Consider the following 15557-nt stretch of genomic DNA (forward strand, 5'->3'; position numbering starts at 1 on the left):
GAGCGCCGGGTGGGCGGGCGGGGGCGCTCCCCGGGCCCTGCGCCCCGCCGCGAGCGCGGGCCAGGCGCGCGCCGCTCAGCCGCGCGGCACCAGAAAGCCCGGCGAGGCGACATCGACCCAGTCCGCGATGCCCTCGGCGATGCCCTCGGCGAGCTGCGCCCGCCAGGCCGGATCGACCAGCCGCGCCCGGTCCACCGGGCTCGAGAGGAAGCCGAGCTCGACCAGCACCGAGGGCAGGTCCGGCGCCTTCAGCACGAAGAAGTTGCCGCGCCGGTGCGGCCGCGTCGGCAGCAGCGCCACCCTGCCCGAGAGCGCGCCGACGATGCTCTCGGCGAGCTTGATCGCCTCGGATTTCGACCCGCGCCGGGCGAGCTCGATCAGCAGCCGGGTGACGTCGTCCTCGCTGCCGGCGAGATTGACCCCGGCGAGCACGTCGGAGCGGTTCTCGCGTTCGGCGAAGGCCGCGGCCGCGCTGTCGGTGCCCTGCGCCGAGAGCGTGTAGATGCTGACCCCGTCGGCCTCGCCCGCCGCGAGGCTGTCGGCATGCAGCGAGACGAAGACATGCGCGCCGGCCTGCCGCGCCAGCTTCACCCGCTGGCGCAGCGGGATGTAGCGGTCGTCGACCCGGGTGAGGAAGGCGCTGAGCCCCGGCCGCCGCGCCACCGCCTGCGCCAGGCTCCGGCCGAAGGCCAGCGCCAGGTCCTTCTCCACCAGATCGCCGTGGGCGGTGCCGGGGTCGATCCCGCCATGGCCCGGATCGATCGCCACCAGCACCTCGCCGCTGCCCTCGATCGGCGTCGGCGCGCCGGCCTGCCAGCGCGCGTTCTCCGGCCATCCGGCGCTCGCCGCGAAGGCCTGCCGCGAGACCGGCGCGAGACCGAGCCGCAGCGCGAAGCCGCCGCGCACCGGCACGAGGCCGGCGCGCCGCACCGCCAGCGGCCGGTCGAGCTCGATCACCACGCGCCCGCTGTCATGCCGGAACAGACCGTGCCGGATCGCCACGATGCCGGGCATAGCGCCGGGCGCCACCGGCGCCGCACGCCAGGCGAAGGGCGGCAGGTCGATCACCACCCGGTAGGGCTCGGTCAGGGTGAAGAGGCTGAACACCGCATCCCCCGAGAGCCCGAGCGTCAGCTCGGTGACGCCGCCGGCGCTTGTCTGCGAAACCGCTGTCACGGCCAGCGCCGGCTCCGCGGTTTCCGCCGCCGCGGCGCTGCCGCCGGCCGCGCCGAGCCACGGCGCCATGCCGAGGAATGCGCCCAGAAATGCTGCCGGAATTGCCCTTGCCCGCATGCTCTCGCCCCGTGATGTCTCGTGCCTGCCTCGGTCTGTCCGGTTGCCGCCTGGGCGGTCCGGAGCTTGTGGCGCGAGCCTATCACGCAGCGCACACGCGAAAAATCGAATTGTGTTCGGCGCGCGTTCTTGCTAGGGCCTGACGGTCGGCCGACGATGGGAGAGGTGCGGATATCTGCGCCGTTGCGCAGCACGCCCGCCATCACCCACCGGATACGGCCGTTCTCGCCCCGGGACAGATCGCGAAGCGGGTCCTCCGGGCGCGGTCTGCCTGCGCGCCCCTGCGGCGCGCCGGGGGCCGGACGACAACCAGCCTGCTGTTCGCCAGCGGCACCGACAGGAACCGACCGATGACCGCCCGCCCCGCGATCACGCGCCTCCCTGCGACAGCGGCCCCTACCCGGCCCTGCGCGATCATGGCCCGTGCGCGCGGACGGACATCCACCGACAGATCGCGGATCCAGGCCACCGGCCCCCTCGCGGGCCGCGCCGATCCGCCACAGGACATCCATGACCAAGAAAATGCTCATCGACGCCACCCATCCCGAGGAGACCCGGGTTGTGGTGGTGGACGGAACCAAGGTCGAAGACTTTGACTTCGAATCGATCAACAAGCGCCAGCTGGCGGGGAACATCTACCTCGCCAAGGTAACCCGGGTCGAGCCGTCGCTGCAGGCGGCCTTCGTCGAATACGGCGGCAACCGGCACGGCTTCCTGGCCTTCGCCGAGATCCATCCGGACTATTACCAGATCCCGGTGGCCGACCGCGAGGCACTGCTCGCCGAGGAGGAGCGCGACGCCCAGGCCGAGGCGGCATCCGAGGATGCCGAGGCCGACAAGGCGCAGAAGCGCGGCCGCAGCCGCCGCCGCACCAAGGACAGCAAGGCGAAGGACGAGGCTGCCGGCGACGAGACCGCCGAGGCCAAGCCGGCACGCCGCAGCCGCCGCAAGGCCGCCGAGCCCGCCGCCGCCGAGGGCGAGGCCGGGGCCGAGGGCGAGACCGGCGAGGCCACGCCCGCCGAGAAGAAGCCGCGCAGCCGCCGGCGCCCGAGCCGCGCGGCGAGCACCGCGGCGAGCGCTGCCGCCACCCCGGCCGCCGGGCTCGAGGTGATCGACCTCGAGGCGGCCGCGACCGAGGCCCCCGCCGAGAGCCCCGCCGCGACCGATGTGCCCAAGGGCCTCGAGATCGCCGATCCCGAGGCGGAGGCCGATCCCGAGAGCGCCTCGGTGATCGCGCACAGCTCCGGCGCCCGGCCGCGCGCCGAGGACCGGAGCGCTTCGGAGGATGCGCAGACGGAAGAAGGGGCCGTGTCGCCGGTCGAGACCGCCGCCGCCCCCGAGGCGGAAGCCGCGGGCGCCGAGACCGCCGGTGCGCCGGACGAGGGCGACCCCGCCCCGCTCGACGCGGTGGTCGGCGGCGATGCCGGGGAGACCGCGGCGCCGGTGCTCGCCGAGGCGCTCGCCGCCGTGCCGGAGGATGCCTCCGACGCCGCCGGCCTGCCCGAGGCCCCGGCCGAGGTTCCCGCCGCCGCCATCGCCGAGCCGGCCGAGCCCGAGGCCATGACCGAAGTCGAGCCGACGCCGCTGCCCGAAGCGGCGGAGCCTGCCGCCCCCGCAGCCGAAGCGGGCGCGGATACGGCCGGCGACGCCCCCGCCGAGGCTGCCGCCGATGGCGAGGATAACGCCGGGAGCGACGAGGGCGACGACACCCCCGCCGGCCCGCGCAGCATCGCCGAGGACAGCGGCCTCGAGGACGAGACCCTGACCGAGGAGATCGCCCCCGCCGAGGCCGAGGGCGAGGGCGCCGCCGAGGCGCCCGCCAAGCCGAAGACCCGCACGCGCAGCACCCGCGGCACCCGCACCCGCAAGTCGAAGACCGCCGACAAGACCGCGGAGAAGACCTCCGAGAAACCCGCCGACAAGGCCGAGCGTGCCGACCGCGCCGAGCGGGACGATGACGGCGACTCCGGCAGCGACCTCGAGATCGAGCAGGCCGGCGCCGAGGACCCGCGCGAGGAGATGATCCGCGAGCGCACCATCAAGCGCCGTCGCTACCGCATCCAGGACGTGATCAAGATGCGCCAGATCATGCTGGTGCAGGTCGTCAAGGAGGAGCGCGGCAACAAGGGCGCGGCGCTGACCACCTATCTCTCGCTCGCGGGCCGCTACTGCGTGCTGATGCCCAACACCGCGCGCGGCGGCGGCATCTCGCGCAAGATCACCAATGCGCCCGACCGCAAGCGCCTGCGCGAGGTGGTCGGCAGTTTCGAGGTGCCGAAGGGCATGGGGCTGATCGTGCGCACCGCCGGCGCCGAGCGCACCAAGCCCGAGATCAAGCGCGACTACGAGTTCCTGCTGCGCCAGTGGGAGCAGATCCGCGAGCTCACGCTGAAGTCGATCGCGCCCTGCCTGATCTACGAGGAGGGCAGCCTGATCAAGCGCTCGATCCGCGACATCTACTCGAAGGAGATCGAGGAGGTGCTCGTCGAGGGCGAGGCCGGCTATCGCGAAGCCAAGGACTACATGAAGATGCTGACGCCTTCGCATGCGAAGAACGTCAAGCAGTATACCGACACGGTGCCGCTGTTCATCCGCTACCAGGTGGAGAGCTATCTCAACGGCATGTTCTCTCCGGTGGTGCAGCTGAAATCCGGCGGTTACATCGTGATCGGCATCACCGAGGCGCTGGTGGCGATCGACGTGAACTCCGGGCGCTCCACCAAGGAGGGCTCGGTGGAAGACACCGCGCTCAAGACCAATCTCGAGGCGGCGGAGGAGGTGGCGCGCCAGCTCCGGCTGCGCGATCTCGCCGGCCTGATCGTGATCGACTTCATCGACATGGACGAGCGGCGCAACAATGCCGCCGTCGAGAAGCGCATGAAGGACCGGCTGAAATCCGACCGCGCGCGCATCCAGATCGGGCGGATCTCGGGCTTCGGCCTGATGGAGATGTCGCGCCAGCGGCTGCGCCCGGGCATGCTCGAGGCCTCGACCCGGCCCTGCCCGGCCTGCCATGGCCAGGGGCTGATCCGCTCCGACGAGAGCCTCAGCCTCGCGATCCTGCGCGAGGTCGAGGAGCAGGGCGTGCGCGACCGCTTCCGCGAGGTGATCGTGACCTGCCCGGTCGACATCGCCAACTTCCTGATCAACACCAAGCGCCAGCACATCGCCCGGATCGAGGAGCGCCACGGGCTCAAGGTCACGGTGCTCGGCGATCCGACGCTGGTGAGCCCCGAATACAAGCTCGACCGGATCAAGGGTGCGGCCCGCGAGCAGGGCGCGCCGAGCGGCGAGGTGATCACCGCCGCCTCGGTGCTCGCGCCCTCCGAGCCGGCCGCGGCCGCGCCGCAGCGGTCGGAGCCTGCACGGGCCCGCGATGGCGGCGAGCGCCGCGACCGCGGCGAACGGGACGATCGGGGCGACCGTGGTGATCGGAGCGACCGCGGCGACCGTGGTGAACGGGCCGACCGTGGTGATCGCGGCGAGCGCAGCGAGGAGCGTGGCGGCGAGGCGGCCGAGCGCGGCCGCGAGACCGATGCCGACGGCAAGCGCCGGCGGCGCGGCAAGCGCGGCGGCCGGCGGCGGCGCGGCCGCGGCGAGGACGGCGCCGAGATGCAGCACGAGGACGTGCAGCGCGGCGAAGCGGAGACCGACAGCGAGTCGCAGGCCGCCGCGGACAGCGGTGCGGGGGACAGCGGTGCGGGGGACAGCATCGCCGGGCAGAGCGATGCCGCGGATGCGCCGGAAGCGGTGACTGCGGCCGAGGCCACGGCTGCGGAGGCCATCTCCGAGGCTGTCGCCGCCGAGGCCCCGGCTGAGGCTGAGGCTGCGGAAGCGACGGAGACCAAGCCGAAATCCCGCTCCACCCGCGGCCAGCGCGGCCGCGGCCGCAAGAAGGCCGCCGAAACCGTCGCGGAGACCGCCGACGAGGCCCCGGCCGAGGCAACCGCTTCCGAGGCGCCGGTGGCGGAGGCAGAGGCTCCCGCGGATGCGGCCGTGGCCGAAGGCGCAGACGAGGCGGAGGACAGCGCGCGGGCAGAGCCGGCGGAGGCTGAAGCCGTTGCCGCGCCAGAGACCCCTGCAGGAGCGGAAGCCGGGGCGACCGAGGTCGCGGCGGAAGCGGCCGAGGCCGGCACCGAGCCGCAGCCCGCGCCGGCCAGCGGCGAGGGCGCTGCCGCGGAGGACGACCGTCCGAAGAAACGCGGCTGGTGGAGCTTCGGCTTCTGATCCGGCAGGCACCCGCCACGCGGCATGAACGAGACAGGGGGCGCGCCTTGCCGGGCGCGCCCCCTGCCCTTTTCGCACCGGCATCGACCGCGGGCCGCTCGGGCCCGGCGGCCGGCGCGGCGAAGCGGGCTCAGACCGGGCAGCCGGCCTCGACATAGGCGCGGATGCGCCGGATCCCCTCGGCGATGCGCTCGGGGCTCTGGGCGAAGGAGAGGCGCAGCGTGCCGGTTCCGCGCACCGGGTCGAAATCGAGCCCCGGCGTCGTCGCCACCCCTTCGTGGCGCAGCAGCCCGGCGCAGAAGACCCGGCTGTCGGCCGAGAGCCCGCCGAGCCCGGCATAGACGTAGAAGCCTCCGTCGCAGGGCGCGATGTCGGAGAAGCCGAGCGCCGGCAGCGCCGCCATCAGCGCCTGGCGGTTGGTCGCGTATTCCTGCATGTGGCTCGCCGCCTCGGCCTCGCCCTCGGGCTCCAGCGCGCCGATGCCGCCGATCTGGCTGGCATGGTTGGCAGAGATGTAGAGGTTCTGCGCAAGACGCTCCATCGGGCGGACCATGCGCTCGGGCACCACCATCCAGCCGATCCGCCAGCCGGTCATGGTAAAGTATTTCGAGAAGCTGTTGATCACCACCGCCTCGTCGGTGAACTCCAGCACCGAGGGCGCCGCCGGGCCATAGGTGAGCCCGTGATAGATCTCGTCGGCGATGATCGTGACGCCGGCGCCGGCGCAATGCTCCACCAGCGCGCCAAGCGCCGCGCGGTCGAGCACCGTTCCGGCCGGGTTGGCCGGGCTCGCGATCAGCAGCCCCTCGAGCGGGCCCGCCTCGGCCAGCAGCGCCGGGGTCGGCTGGTAGCGGCTCTCGAGCTCGGCCTCGATGCGCACGAGCCTGAGCCCGAGCACGCTCAGGATGTTGCGATAGGCCGGATAGCTCGGATCGGCGATGGCGACCCGCTGGCCGGCATCGAAGAGGCTGAGGAAGGCGAGCTGGAACCCGGCCGAGGAGCCGGTGGTGACGATGATCCGCCCCGGATCGATCACGAGCCCGTGGCGGCGCTGGTAGAGCCCCGCGATGGCCTCGCGCAGCGCCGGCAGGCCGAGCCCGGAGGTGTAGCCCAGGGTGCTGTCGCCGGCCAGCGCCTCGGCGATGCGGCGCCGGGCCGAGGCCGGGGCCCCGAAGGCCGGCTCGCCGACCTCCATGTGGATCACGTCGCGCCCCGCCGCCTCGGCCGCGAGCGCCTCCTTGAAGACGTCGAGGGCGTAGAAGGGCGGGATGTCGCTGCGTTTGGAGGGGGTCATCGCGGCCTCGATGCAATTTCCGGACTGTCTGCGCCGGCATAGCAGACCGACCGGGCGGCGGGCCAGAGCCGGCCGCAGCGCAGGGCCGGATCAGTAAGATTTGACCCCGCATCGGGCTCCTCGCTTGGCGAATGGGTTGAAAGCGCGGCAGAATGTTCCCTAATGCGTGGCATGAAACCGAAACGGAGGGGCGCGTGCGCAAGCTGAGCGCAAGACTGGCTGCGATGCTGATCGCGGGTCTCGTCGCCGCCCTGCCAGCCGCGGCCCCCGCGCTGTCGCTGATCCGCGATGCCGAGACCGAGCGAACGCTGCGCCAGATGGCGGCGCCGCTGGTCAAGGCCGCGGGGATGCGCGCCGGCAGCGTCGATCTCTACATCGTGCGCAGCAGCCAGCTGAACGCCTTCGTCGCCGGCGGCGCCAACATGTTCCTCCATACCGGGCTGATCGACGAGCTCGAGGAGCCCGGGCAGCTGATGGGCGTGATGGCGCACGAGATCGGCCATATCGCCGGCGGGCACCAGGTGCGCCGGGCGATCAACATCCGCAACGCGCAGGGCCCGGCGCTGATCGCGATGCTGGCCGGCATCGCCGCCGCCGCCGCCGGCGGCCCGCAGGCCGGGGCGGCTATCTCCGCCGGCGCGACCCAGGCGCTCGAACGCAGCTTCCTGAGCTACAACCGCGGCGAGGAGGCCTCGGCGGACCAGGCCGCGCTGGCCTATCTCGAGCGTGCCGGCATCGACCCGGCGGGCTTTCTCGAGGTGCTCGAGCGGTTCCGCGGCCAGGAGGTCTTCACCGTCGGCAACATCGACCCCTATGCCCTGACCCACCCGCTCTCGACCCAGCGCATGCAGCTGATCGAGCAGAAGGCGGCGGAGGCCAGGGGCCGCAGCTTCAGGGAAGACCCGGAGATCGCCTACTGGTACGGCCGCGCGCGGGCCAAGCTTGAGGGCTTCCTCGACAGCCCGCGCCGGGTGCTCAACCGCTACGAGGAGCGGGACGACGAGCTTGCGCTCTATGCCAAGACGGTGGCGCTGCACCGCCTGCCGGCGCCGCGCGAGGCGGTCGAATCGGCCGACCGGCTGATCGCCATGCGCCCGGGAGACCCGTTCTATCTCGAGCTCAAGGGGCAGATCCTCCACGAATCGGGCCGCGCGCGGGAGGCCGTGCCGCTCTACCGCGCCGCCGTCGCCGCCGCCCCGGAGGAGCCGCTGCTGAAGGCCGGGCTCGGCCGCGCGCTGCTGGCGCTCGAGGAGCCGGCCGCCGATGCCGAGGCGCTGCGCGTGCTCAAGGAGGCGCGCGACCGCGACCGCGGCGACCCGGCGGCGCTGCGCGACCTCGCCGTCGCCTATTCCCGCGCCGGCGACACCGGCATGGCGACGCTGGCCACCGCCGAGCGCTTCGCCCTGTCGGGCCGCAGCAAGGACGCGGTGCTGCATGCCAGGCGCGCCAGCGCGCTCCTGCCCAACGGCTCGCCCGGCTGGCTGCGCGCACAGGACATTCTCGTGCTCGACAAGCGCGACGACTGACGCCATCAGGAGGCGGACGGCCTGCCGCCGCCCAAATGAGAGGGAGACCCCGATGTTCCGTTCGCCCATGGTCCGCATCGCCACGCTGGCAGCCCTGCTGCCGCTGGCGGCCCCCGCGCAGGAGGCCGGCTTCGCGGGCATGTCCGACGACGCCCGCGCCGCCTTCCGCGCCGAGGTCCGCGCCTATCTCATGGACAACCCGGAGGTGATCCTCGAGGCGATCCAGGTGCTCGAGGCGCGCCGCGCCGAGGCCACCGCCGCGGCCGACGACCAGCTCGTCGAGCAGCATGCCGAGGCGCTCTTCAACGACGGCTACTCCTATGTCGGCGGCAACCCCGAGGGCAGCATCACGCTGGTGGAGTTCACCGACTACCGCTGCCCCTACTGCAAGCGCGCGCATCCGATCGTGGCCGAGCTGATGGAGCGCACGCCGGAGCTGCGGCACGTCATCAAGGAATTCCCGATCCTCGGCGCCGATTCGGTGGTGGCGGGCCGCATGGCGATGGCCGCCAACGAGATCGACCCGGAGAGATACGCCGATCTCAACGATGCGCTGATGGGCTTCAAGGGCAATCTCTCGGAGGCCGCCGCCTACCGCATCGCCAACGAGGTCGGCTATGACATCGCCGCGCTGAAGACCCGCGCCGCCAGCCCCGAGATCGAGGCGCGCATCCAGAAGAACTACGAGCTGGCCCGCGCGCTCAACCTCGAGGGCACCCCGAGCTTCGTGATCGGCGGCACCATCGTGCGCGGCTTCAAGCCGCTCGAGGAGATGCTCGCGCTCGTCGAGCAGGAGCAGCAGCGGCCCGCCAACTGACCCGCGCGGCGCGCATGGCGGTTTTTCCCGCCGCGGCGCGCCGCAAGCCGCCCGCCCGCCTTTGACGCAGGCGGCGCATCGCGTATAACCCCGCCACGTCCAACTTCCGGATGTGCCACCGCGCCGGAGCCTCGCGCTCCGCCCCCGAAACGGATCCAGCGCGGTTGAGAGGTGCCATGAGCAAAGACAAAGAGAACGAGAACGCCAAGCTCGTCGAGCGCGACATTGCCTTCGTCCGGGCGCTGGCGGAGGTGCTGAGCGAGCACGATCTCACCGAGATCGAGATCTGCCGCGAATATGGCGATGACGACGAGATCGACATCCGCCTGGTGCGCGCGGCGCCGGAGGCGCCCGTGGTCTATGCGGCGCCGCCGGCTGCCGAGGCGCCGCGCCCCGCGCACGCTCCGGCAGCCCCGGGCCGCGGCGCCCACCGCGCCGAGGCCGAGGCCGACGACGCGCCCGACCTGACCAACGCGCTGACCTCGCCGATGGTCGGCACGGTCTATCTCGCCGGCGAGCCCGATGCGCCGCCCTTCGTCAGCGTCGGCGACAAGGTGGCCGAGGGCCAGACGGTGCTGATCATCGAGGCGATGAAGACCATGAACCAGATCCCGAGCCCCCGCGCCGGCACGGTGCAGAAGGTGCTGGTGGAGAATGCCGAGCCGGTCGAGTACGGCGCCCCCCTCATGATCATCGCCTGAGGGCCGGGGATGTTCTCCAAGATCCTGATCGCCAACCGCGGCGAAATCGCCCTGAGGATTCACCGCGCGGCCAAGGAGATGGGCATCCAGACGGTGGCCGTCCATTCCACCGCCGATGCCTCCGCGATGCATGTGCGCCTGGCCGACGAGAGCGTCTGCGTCGGCCCGCCGCCGGCTTCCCAGAGCTATCTCAACCAGCCGGCCATCGTCTCGGCCTGCGAGATCACCGGCGCCGAGGCGATCCATCCGGGCTATGGCTTCCTGTCGGAGAATGCCGGCTTCGCGCAGATCGTCGAGGAGCACGGCATCACCTTCATCGGGCCGAGCGCCGAGCACATCTCGCTGATGGGCGACAAGATCCGCGCCAAGGAGACCATGCGCGCCCTCGGCGTGCCCTGCGTGCCGGGCTCGGAAGGCGGCGTCGAGACCGACGAGGAGGCGGTGAAGATCGCCGACGAGATCGGCTATCCGGTGCTGGTCAAGGCGGCCTCCGGCGGCGGCGGCCGCGGCATGAAGGTGGCGCCCACGGCCGAGGCCCTGCCGCATGCGCTGCGCGAGGCCCGGGCCGAAGCGCTCGCGGCCTTCGGCGATGCCACGGTCTATCTCGAGAAATATCTCTCCCGCCCGCGCCATATCGAGGTGCAGGTGTTCGGCGACGGCCGCGGCCAGGCGGTGCATCTGGGCGAGCGCGACTGCTCGCTGCAGCGGCGCCACCAGAAGGTGCTGGAGGAGGCCCCCTCCCCGGTGATCGACACCGAGACCCGCGCCCGCATCGGCGGGGTCTGTGCGAAGGCGGTGGCCGAGATGGGCTATCGCGGCGCCGGCACCATCGAGTTCCTCTTCGAGGACGGCGAGTTCTACTTCATCGAGATGAACACCCGCCTGCAGGTCGAGCATCCGGTGACCGAGACGATCTTCTCGATCGATCTCGTGCGCGAGCAGATCCGGGTGGCGGCGGGGCTGCCGATGTCCTTCGCCCAGGCCGAGCTGAGCCCGCGCGGCCATGCCATCGAATGCCGCATCAATGCCGAGCGGCTGCCGGATTTCGCGCCCTCGCCGGGGCGGGTCGCGGCCTATCACCCGCCGGGCGGGCTCGGCGTGCGGATGGACAGCGCGCTCTATGACGGCTACGTGATCCCGCCCTATTACGACAGCCTGATCGGCAAGCTGATCGTCCACGGCGCCGACCGGGAGGACTGCATGATGCGCCTCCACCGGGCGCTGCACGAGCTGATCATCGACGGCGTCGACACCACCCAGGAGCTGTTCTTCCAGCTGCTCGAGAACCCCGAGATCCGCGCCGGGACCTATGACATCCACTGGCTCGAGCGCTGGATCGGAGAGCATTACGGCCAGCTCTGAGCCCTCCGGCCCCGCCGGCGGCGGCGCGGCGCCCGGCCTTCCGGGCGCCCGGCCCCCGGGGCGCGCCCTGGTGCCGCAGGCCGCGACGGTCGAGTCAGTTGTCCGGCGCGCCGGCTTCCACAAAACTGCTATTGTTCCGCCATGAAGGATGCAGAATCAGATCTCGCCCTGACCCCGGGCCTCGTGCTCCGCGCCTATGCGGCGGGGGTCTTTCCGATGGCCGACAGCGCCGATGCGGAAGAGGTCTTCTGGGTCGATCCGCGCCGCCGCGGCATCCTGCCGCTCGACGGCTTCCATCTGTCGCGCTCGCTGCGCAAGCGGCTGCTGCAGGGCGGCTACGAGGTGCGCGTCGACCAGGCCTTCGACGCGGTGATCGACGCCTGCGCCGACCGCGCCGAGACCTGGATCAACGACACCATCCGGGCGCTCTACACCGATCTCTTCCGCCTCGGCCATGCCCATTCCGTCGAGGTCTGGGAGGGCGACCTGCTGATCGGCGGGCTCTATGGCGTGCGGCTGGAGAGCGCCTTCTTCGGCGAGAGCATGTTCTCCCGCGCGCGCGACGGCTCGAAGATCGCCCTCGCGCATCTGGTGGCGCGGCTGCGCCATGGCGGCTTCACCCTGCTCGACACCCAGTTCACCACCGAGCATCTCGAGCGCATGGGCGCGCGCAACATCCCGCGCAGCCGCTACCATGCGCTGCTCGAGCGGGCGCTGCAGCGCTCCGCCGATTTCCACGCGATGCCGGAGGACCTGCCCGCTCAGGACGTGGTGCAGCTGATTACCCAGACATCGAAACGCGGGTGATCGAGGGCCGAGAGCGCCGGGCTGTCGGCGAACATCCAGCCGGAGAAGACCGGCGCGCCGCTCTCCGGGCCGCCGGCGGTCTTGGCGTCGAACACCCGCAGGAAGGCGCGCGTGCCCTCGAGGCTGCCATCCGGCGGCGCCATGCAGGCCTCGACCTGCACGGTGAGCCGGCCGAAGCCGGCCTGCCCGCCGGAGGCGATCTCCACGGTCTCGGTGGAGCCGGTCATCTTGTCGAGCTTGCGCACCACCGCGCCCGGGCGCCATTCGGTCTCGATCCGGCCGACCATCTCGGGGCGGCTGGGGCTCACGGTCTTGAACGGCGCCTTCTTGAAGGTGACGATCGGGTTCTCGACCTGGCGCCGGCCGGTATCGGTCAGCGGCTCGGCGCTCTGTGCGGCCGCGTCGCCCGCCGCGAGGCCCAGCGCCAGGGCAAGCAGGAGCGCCCTCATGCCGCGAGCCGCGCGCTGAGCCGCAGGCGCACGTAATCGGCCCACCAGACTCCCTCGGCGTCGCGGAGCGCCGGTGCCAGCAGCGCCGCCACCTCCTCCGCCGCCGGGCGGCGCTGCTGCGGGTCCAGCCGCGCCAGCACCGGCGCCGCGAGCGTCTCCAGCCAGGCCACGGCACCGGCATCGACCCGCGTCGGCCGCGGGATCAGCGCGATCTCGCCGACCGCGAAGCCCGCCGCCTTGAGCCGCCGGGAATGCTCCGCCACGCTCGGAAAATACCAGATCTCGGACAGGTCGGTCGCCGCGCCCCGCCCGGCCAGAACCGCGATCAGCGCGGTGCGGATTGCCGCCACGTTGCCATGGCCGCCGAACTCCGCCACCAGCCGGCCGCCGGGCCTGAGCGCCCGCGCGCAGCCGGCGAGCACCGCGTCCGGGTCGGTCATCCAGTGCATCGCGGCATTGGAGAAGACGGCGTCGAACTCGCCCTCGAAGCCCGGCGCCGCGGCATCGCCGAGCCGCGCGTCGATGCCACGCGCCCGGGCCGCCTCGACCATGCTGGCGGAGCTGTCGAGGCCCACCACTTCCGCCCCTGCCGCCGCGATCTCCGCGCTCAGCGCGCCGTCGCCGCAGCCGATATCGAGCACCCGCTCGCCCGGCTTCGGGGCCAGCAGCGCCAGCACCGGCGCGCCGAGATCGCTGACGAAACGCGCGCTCGCGGCATAGGCGTCGGCCGACCAGGCATCCCCCGCACCCGCGGGCGCCGCCTCACTCCCCGCTGCCATCGGCCCCGCCGGTGTCGCCTGCCGTCCCGCCCGCGACCGCGCGCGCCGCGAGGTCGAGGATGTTGATCGAATCCTGCGTGTAGAGGATCTGATCGCCAGCCGCGAGCATGTACTCAGAGGCGCCGGGCACCAGCGCCACGAAATTGTCGCCGAGCAGCGAGGTGGCGGCGATCTTCGCCGCGGTGTCCTCGGGCACCTCGATGCCGGTGCGCAGGGTCAGCGTGATCACCGCGCGATAGGTCGCCGGATCGAGCCGCATGTCGGAGACGGTGCCGACCTTGACGCCGGCGATGCGCACATCGCCGCCGGTGCTCAGCCCCTCGGCGCGGCGGAACTCGGCCTTGAGCTCGTAGCCGCCGGTCTCCGCGCCGATCTCGGCGGTGTTGGCGGCATAGACGAGGAAGCCCCCCGCCGCGGCCAGCACCACCGCGCCGATCACCGTTTCAGCTGCGCTTCCGGCCATCTCGGCCTCCTCTCACTCTGAAGGTCTGGCGATGCGCTCGGGCCGGGCCGGATCACTCCGGGCTCCAGGCCTCGTAGTCGCTCGCGTTGCGCGGTCGGCTCGCCGGGGTGTGCACGCTGCCGGGCGGGCGATAGGCGAGATCGGTGCCGGTGAGGTTGGGCAGGTGGTCCTTCTCCCAGGCCTTGCGCGGCAGCGGCGCCTCGGTGGGCGGCGTGTCGAAGGTGCGGTGCAGCCAGCCGTGCCAGTCGGGCGAGACATGGCTCGCCTCGGACTCGCCGGCATAGATCACCCAGCGCCGGCGGTCGTCGGCGGTGCGGTAGAAGCGGTTGCCAGCCGCGTCCTCACCGACCAGCTCGCCATTGCGCGCGGTAAAGAGCCGGGTGCCGATGGTCTGCCCGTTCCACCAGGTGAAGATCTCCGCCAACAAACCCATGCGATTCGCGCTCCTGTGCTGATCGGGGCGAATATGGCCGGTTGCTCGGGGGGCGTCCAGCCTGCGGATCGGTTCAATCCGCCGCGGGAACGGTTTCTGCCGCCGGGAAATTCCCGCCCTGCCGATCAGAGCGGGGCGATGTCGCCCGCGGCCCAGCGCGCCTGCGTCGCCTCGGCGAAGCCGGCAAGCCCGCCCGCGCCGATCGCCCGGCGGATGCCCGCCATCAGCTCCTGGTAGTAGTGCAGGTTGTGCCAGCTCAGCAGCATCGAGGAGACGATCTCCCCGGCCTTGAACACGTGATGCAGATAGGCGCGGGAATAGCCGGCGCAGGCCGGGCAGGTGCAGTCCGCGTCGAGCGGGCGCGGGTCGGCGGCATGGCGGGCGTTCTTGATGTTGACGACGCCGCGGCGGGTGAAGGCCTGCCCGGTGCGCCCGGAGCGGGTCGGCAGCACGCAGTCGAACATGTCGACCCCGCGCGCCACGGCGCCGAGCAGGTCGGCGGGCTTGCCCACCCCCATGAGGTAGCGCGGCCGGTCCTCCGGCAGCATATCGGGGGCGAAATCGAGCACCTCGAACATCACCGCCTGGCCCTCGCCCACCGCGAGCCCGCCGATGGCATAGCCGTCGAAGCCGATCTCGCGGAGCCGGTCGGCGCTCTCCTGGCGCAGCGCGGGATGGGTGCTGCCCTGCTGGATGCCGAACAGCGCCTGGCGCTCCGGCGCGCCGAAGGCTGCCTTCGAGCGCTCGGCCCAGCGCATCGAGAGCCGCATCGAGGCCGCCGCCTGCTCCCGGGTGCAGGGGAAGGGCGTGCATTCGTCGAAGGCCATCACGATGTCGGAGCCGAGCAGGCGCTGGATCTCCATCGAGCGCTCCGGCGTCAGCCAGTGCTCCGAGCCGTCGATATGCGAGCGGAAGCGCACGCCGTCCTCGGTCATCTTGCGCAGGTCGGTCAGCGACATCACCTGGTAGCCGCCGCTGTCGGTGAGGATCGGCCCGCCCCAGTTCATGAACCTGTGCAGCCCGCCGAGCGCGGCGATCTGCTCGGCGCCGGGCCGCAGCATCAGGTGATAGGTGTTGCCGAGGAGGATGTCGGCCCCCGTCGCCGCGACGCTTTCGGGCAGCATCGCCTTCACCGTCGCCGCGGTGCCCACCGGCATGAAGGCCGGCGTGCGGATCTCGCCGCGGGTGGTGGCGAGGCGGCCGCTGCGGGCGCGCCCGTCGCGCGCCTCGAGCGTGAAGCGGAAGGCCGGGTTCATGCCGCGCCCCCGGCCCGGCCGGCGGCGCCGGGCGTTCCGGCGCGACGATGAAGCATGGTTCCCCGCACGGGCATCCTCCCTGGAACACGGGCCCTGAACCCGGCCACGGGTATCCCCGCATCGCGGCGCCGATGCAAGCCGGCCGGCGCC

At 72.4% G+C, this 15557-nt stretch carries 13 protein-coding genes; 6 read left to right on the plus strand and 7 right to left on the minus strand.

Translation table 11 applies throughout. The features are described from left to right. Nucleotides 1–75 precede the first annotated feature (75 nt). Nucleotides 76–1176 carry an N-acetylmuramoyl-L-alanine amidase gene (locus QSJ97_RS18245; RefSeq protein WP_285673490.1) on the minus strand — a complete coding sequence of 367 codons (1101 nt, stop codon included), beginning with the start codon at nt 1174–1176 and terminating at the stop codon, nt 76–78. Nucleotides 1177–1803: 627 nt separating this feature from the next. On the opposite strand from QSJ97_RS18245, the gene QSJ97_RS18250 reads away from it, so the two are divergent. Then, nucleotides 1804–5520, plus strand: a complete 3717-nt coding sequence (locus QSJ97_RS18250; RefSeq protein ID WP_285673491.1) for an Rne/Rng family ribonuclease — start codon at nt 1804–1806, stop codon at nt 5518–5520. 130 nt (nt 5521–5650) lie between these two features. Here the strand turns inward: QSJ97_RS18250 and QSJ97_RS18255 are convergent, their stop codons facing one another. Next, nucleotides 5651–6814 carry a pyridoxal phosphate-dependent aminotransferase gene (locus tag QSJ97_RS18255; protein WP_285673492.1) on the minus strand — a complete coding sequence of 388 codons (1164 nt, stop codon included), beginning with the start codon at nt 6812–6814 and terminating at the stop codon, nt 5651–5653. 194 nt (nt 6815–7008) lie between these two features. Here QSJ97_RS18255 and QSJ97_RS18260 point away from each other — a divergent pair, with 194 nt between their 5' ends. The 5 genes from QSJ97_RS18260 (at nt 7009) to aat (ending at nt 12027) form a co-directional block, all read left to right on the plus strand. Beyond that, nucleotides 7009–8340 carry a M48 family metalloprotease gene (locus QSJ97_RS18260; RefSeq protein WP_285673493.1) on the plus strand — a complete coding sequence of 444 codons (1332 nt, stop codon included), beginning with the start codon at nt 7009–7011 and terminating at the stop codon, nt 8338–8340. A 52-nt stretch (nt 8341–8392) separates the two neighbouring features. After that, the gene (locus QSJ97_RS18265; protein ID WP_285673494.1) at nt 8393–9157 is read left to right on the plus strand and encodes a DsbA family protein; all 765 of its coding nucleotides are present in this window, start codon (nt 8393–8395) and stop codon (nt 9155–9157) included. A gap of 176 nt (nt 9158–9333) precedes the next feature. Next, on the plus strand, nt 9334–9858 hold the full coding sequence (gene accB, locus QSJ97_RS18270; RefSeq protein WP_285673495.1) for an acetyl-CoA carboxylase biotin carboxyl carrier protein: 525 nt from the start codon (nt 9334–9336) through the stop codon (nt 9856–9858). A 9-nt stretch (nt 9859–9867) separates the two neighbouring features. Beyond that, entirely contained in the window at nt 9868–11220 is a 1353-nt protein-coding gene (accC, locus tag QSJ97_RS18275; RefSeq protein WP_285673496.1) for an acetyl-CoA carboxylase biotin carboxylase subunit, read from the plus strand. Between the two features lie 141 nt (nt 11221–11361). Beyond that, nucleotides 11362–12027, plus strand: a complete 666-nt coding sequence (aat, locus tag QSJ97_RS18280; protein ID WP_285673497.1) for a leucyl/phenylalanyl-tRNA--protein transferase — start codon at nt 11362–11364, stop codon at nt 12025–12027. On the opposite strand, the gene QSJ97_RS18285 is transcribed toward aat, so the two are convergent. The 5 genes from QSJ97_RS18285 to tgt all read right to left on the minus strand — a co-directional run bounded on the left by QSJ97_RS18285 (nt 11982) and on the right by tgt (nt 15407). Beyond that, nucleotides 11982–12476 carry a DUF2155 domain-containing protein gene (locus tag QSJ97_RS18285; RefSeq protein ID WP_285673498.1) on the minus strand — a complete coding sequence of 165 codons (495 nt, stop codon included), beginning with the start codon at nt 12474–12476 and terminating at the stop codon, nt 11982–11984. The genes aat and QSJ97_RS18285 overlap by 46 nt on opposite strands. Further along, a complete protein-coding gene (locus QSJ97_RS18290; protein ID WP_285673499.1) occupies nt 12473–13255 on the minus strand; it encodes a class I SAM-dependent methyltransferase in 783 nt (260 codons plus the stop codon). Before QSJ97_RS18290 ends, QSJ97_RS18285 begins: the two co-directional genes overlap by 4 nt. Continuing rightward, a complete protein-coding gene (mlaD, locus tag QSJ97_RS18295) occupies nt 13239–13718 on the minus strand; it encodes an outer membrane lipid asymmetry maintenance protein MlaD (protein ID WP_285673500.1) in 480 nt (159 codons plus the stop codon). Before mlaD ends, QSJ97_RS18290 begins: the two co-directional genes overlap by 17 nt. Before the next feature lie 52 nt (nt 13719–13770). Continuing rightward, nucleotides 13771–14151, minus strand: a complete 381-nt coding sequence (locus tag QSJ97_RS18300; protein ID WP_285673501.1) for an NADH:ubiquinone oxidoreductase subunit NDUFA12 — start codon at nt 14149–14151, stop codon at nt 13771–13773. A 125-nt stretch (nt 14152–14276) separates the two neighbouring features. Further along, nucleotides 14277–15407 carry a tRNA guanosine(34) transglycosylase Tgt gene (gene tgt, locus QSJ97_RS18305; protein WP_285673502.1) on the minus strand — a complete coding sequence of 377 codons (1131 nt, stop codon included), beginning with the start codon at nt 15405–15407 and terminating at the stop codon, nt 14277–14279. Between the last annotated feature and the right edge of the window lie 150 nt (nt 15408–15557).

This window comes from Paralimibaculum aggregatum (genome assembly GCF_030270585.1).
GTDB lineage: Bacteria > Pseudomonadota > Alphaproteobacteria > Rhodobacterales > Rhodobacteraceae > Thermohalobaculum > Thermohalobaculum aggregatum.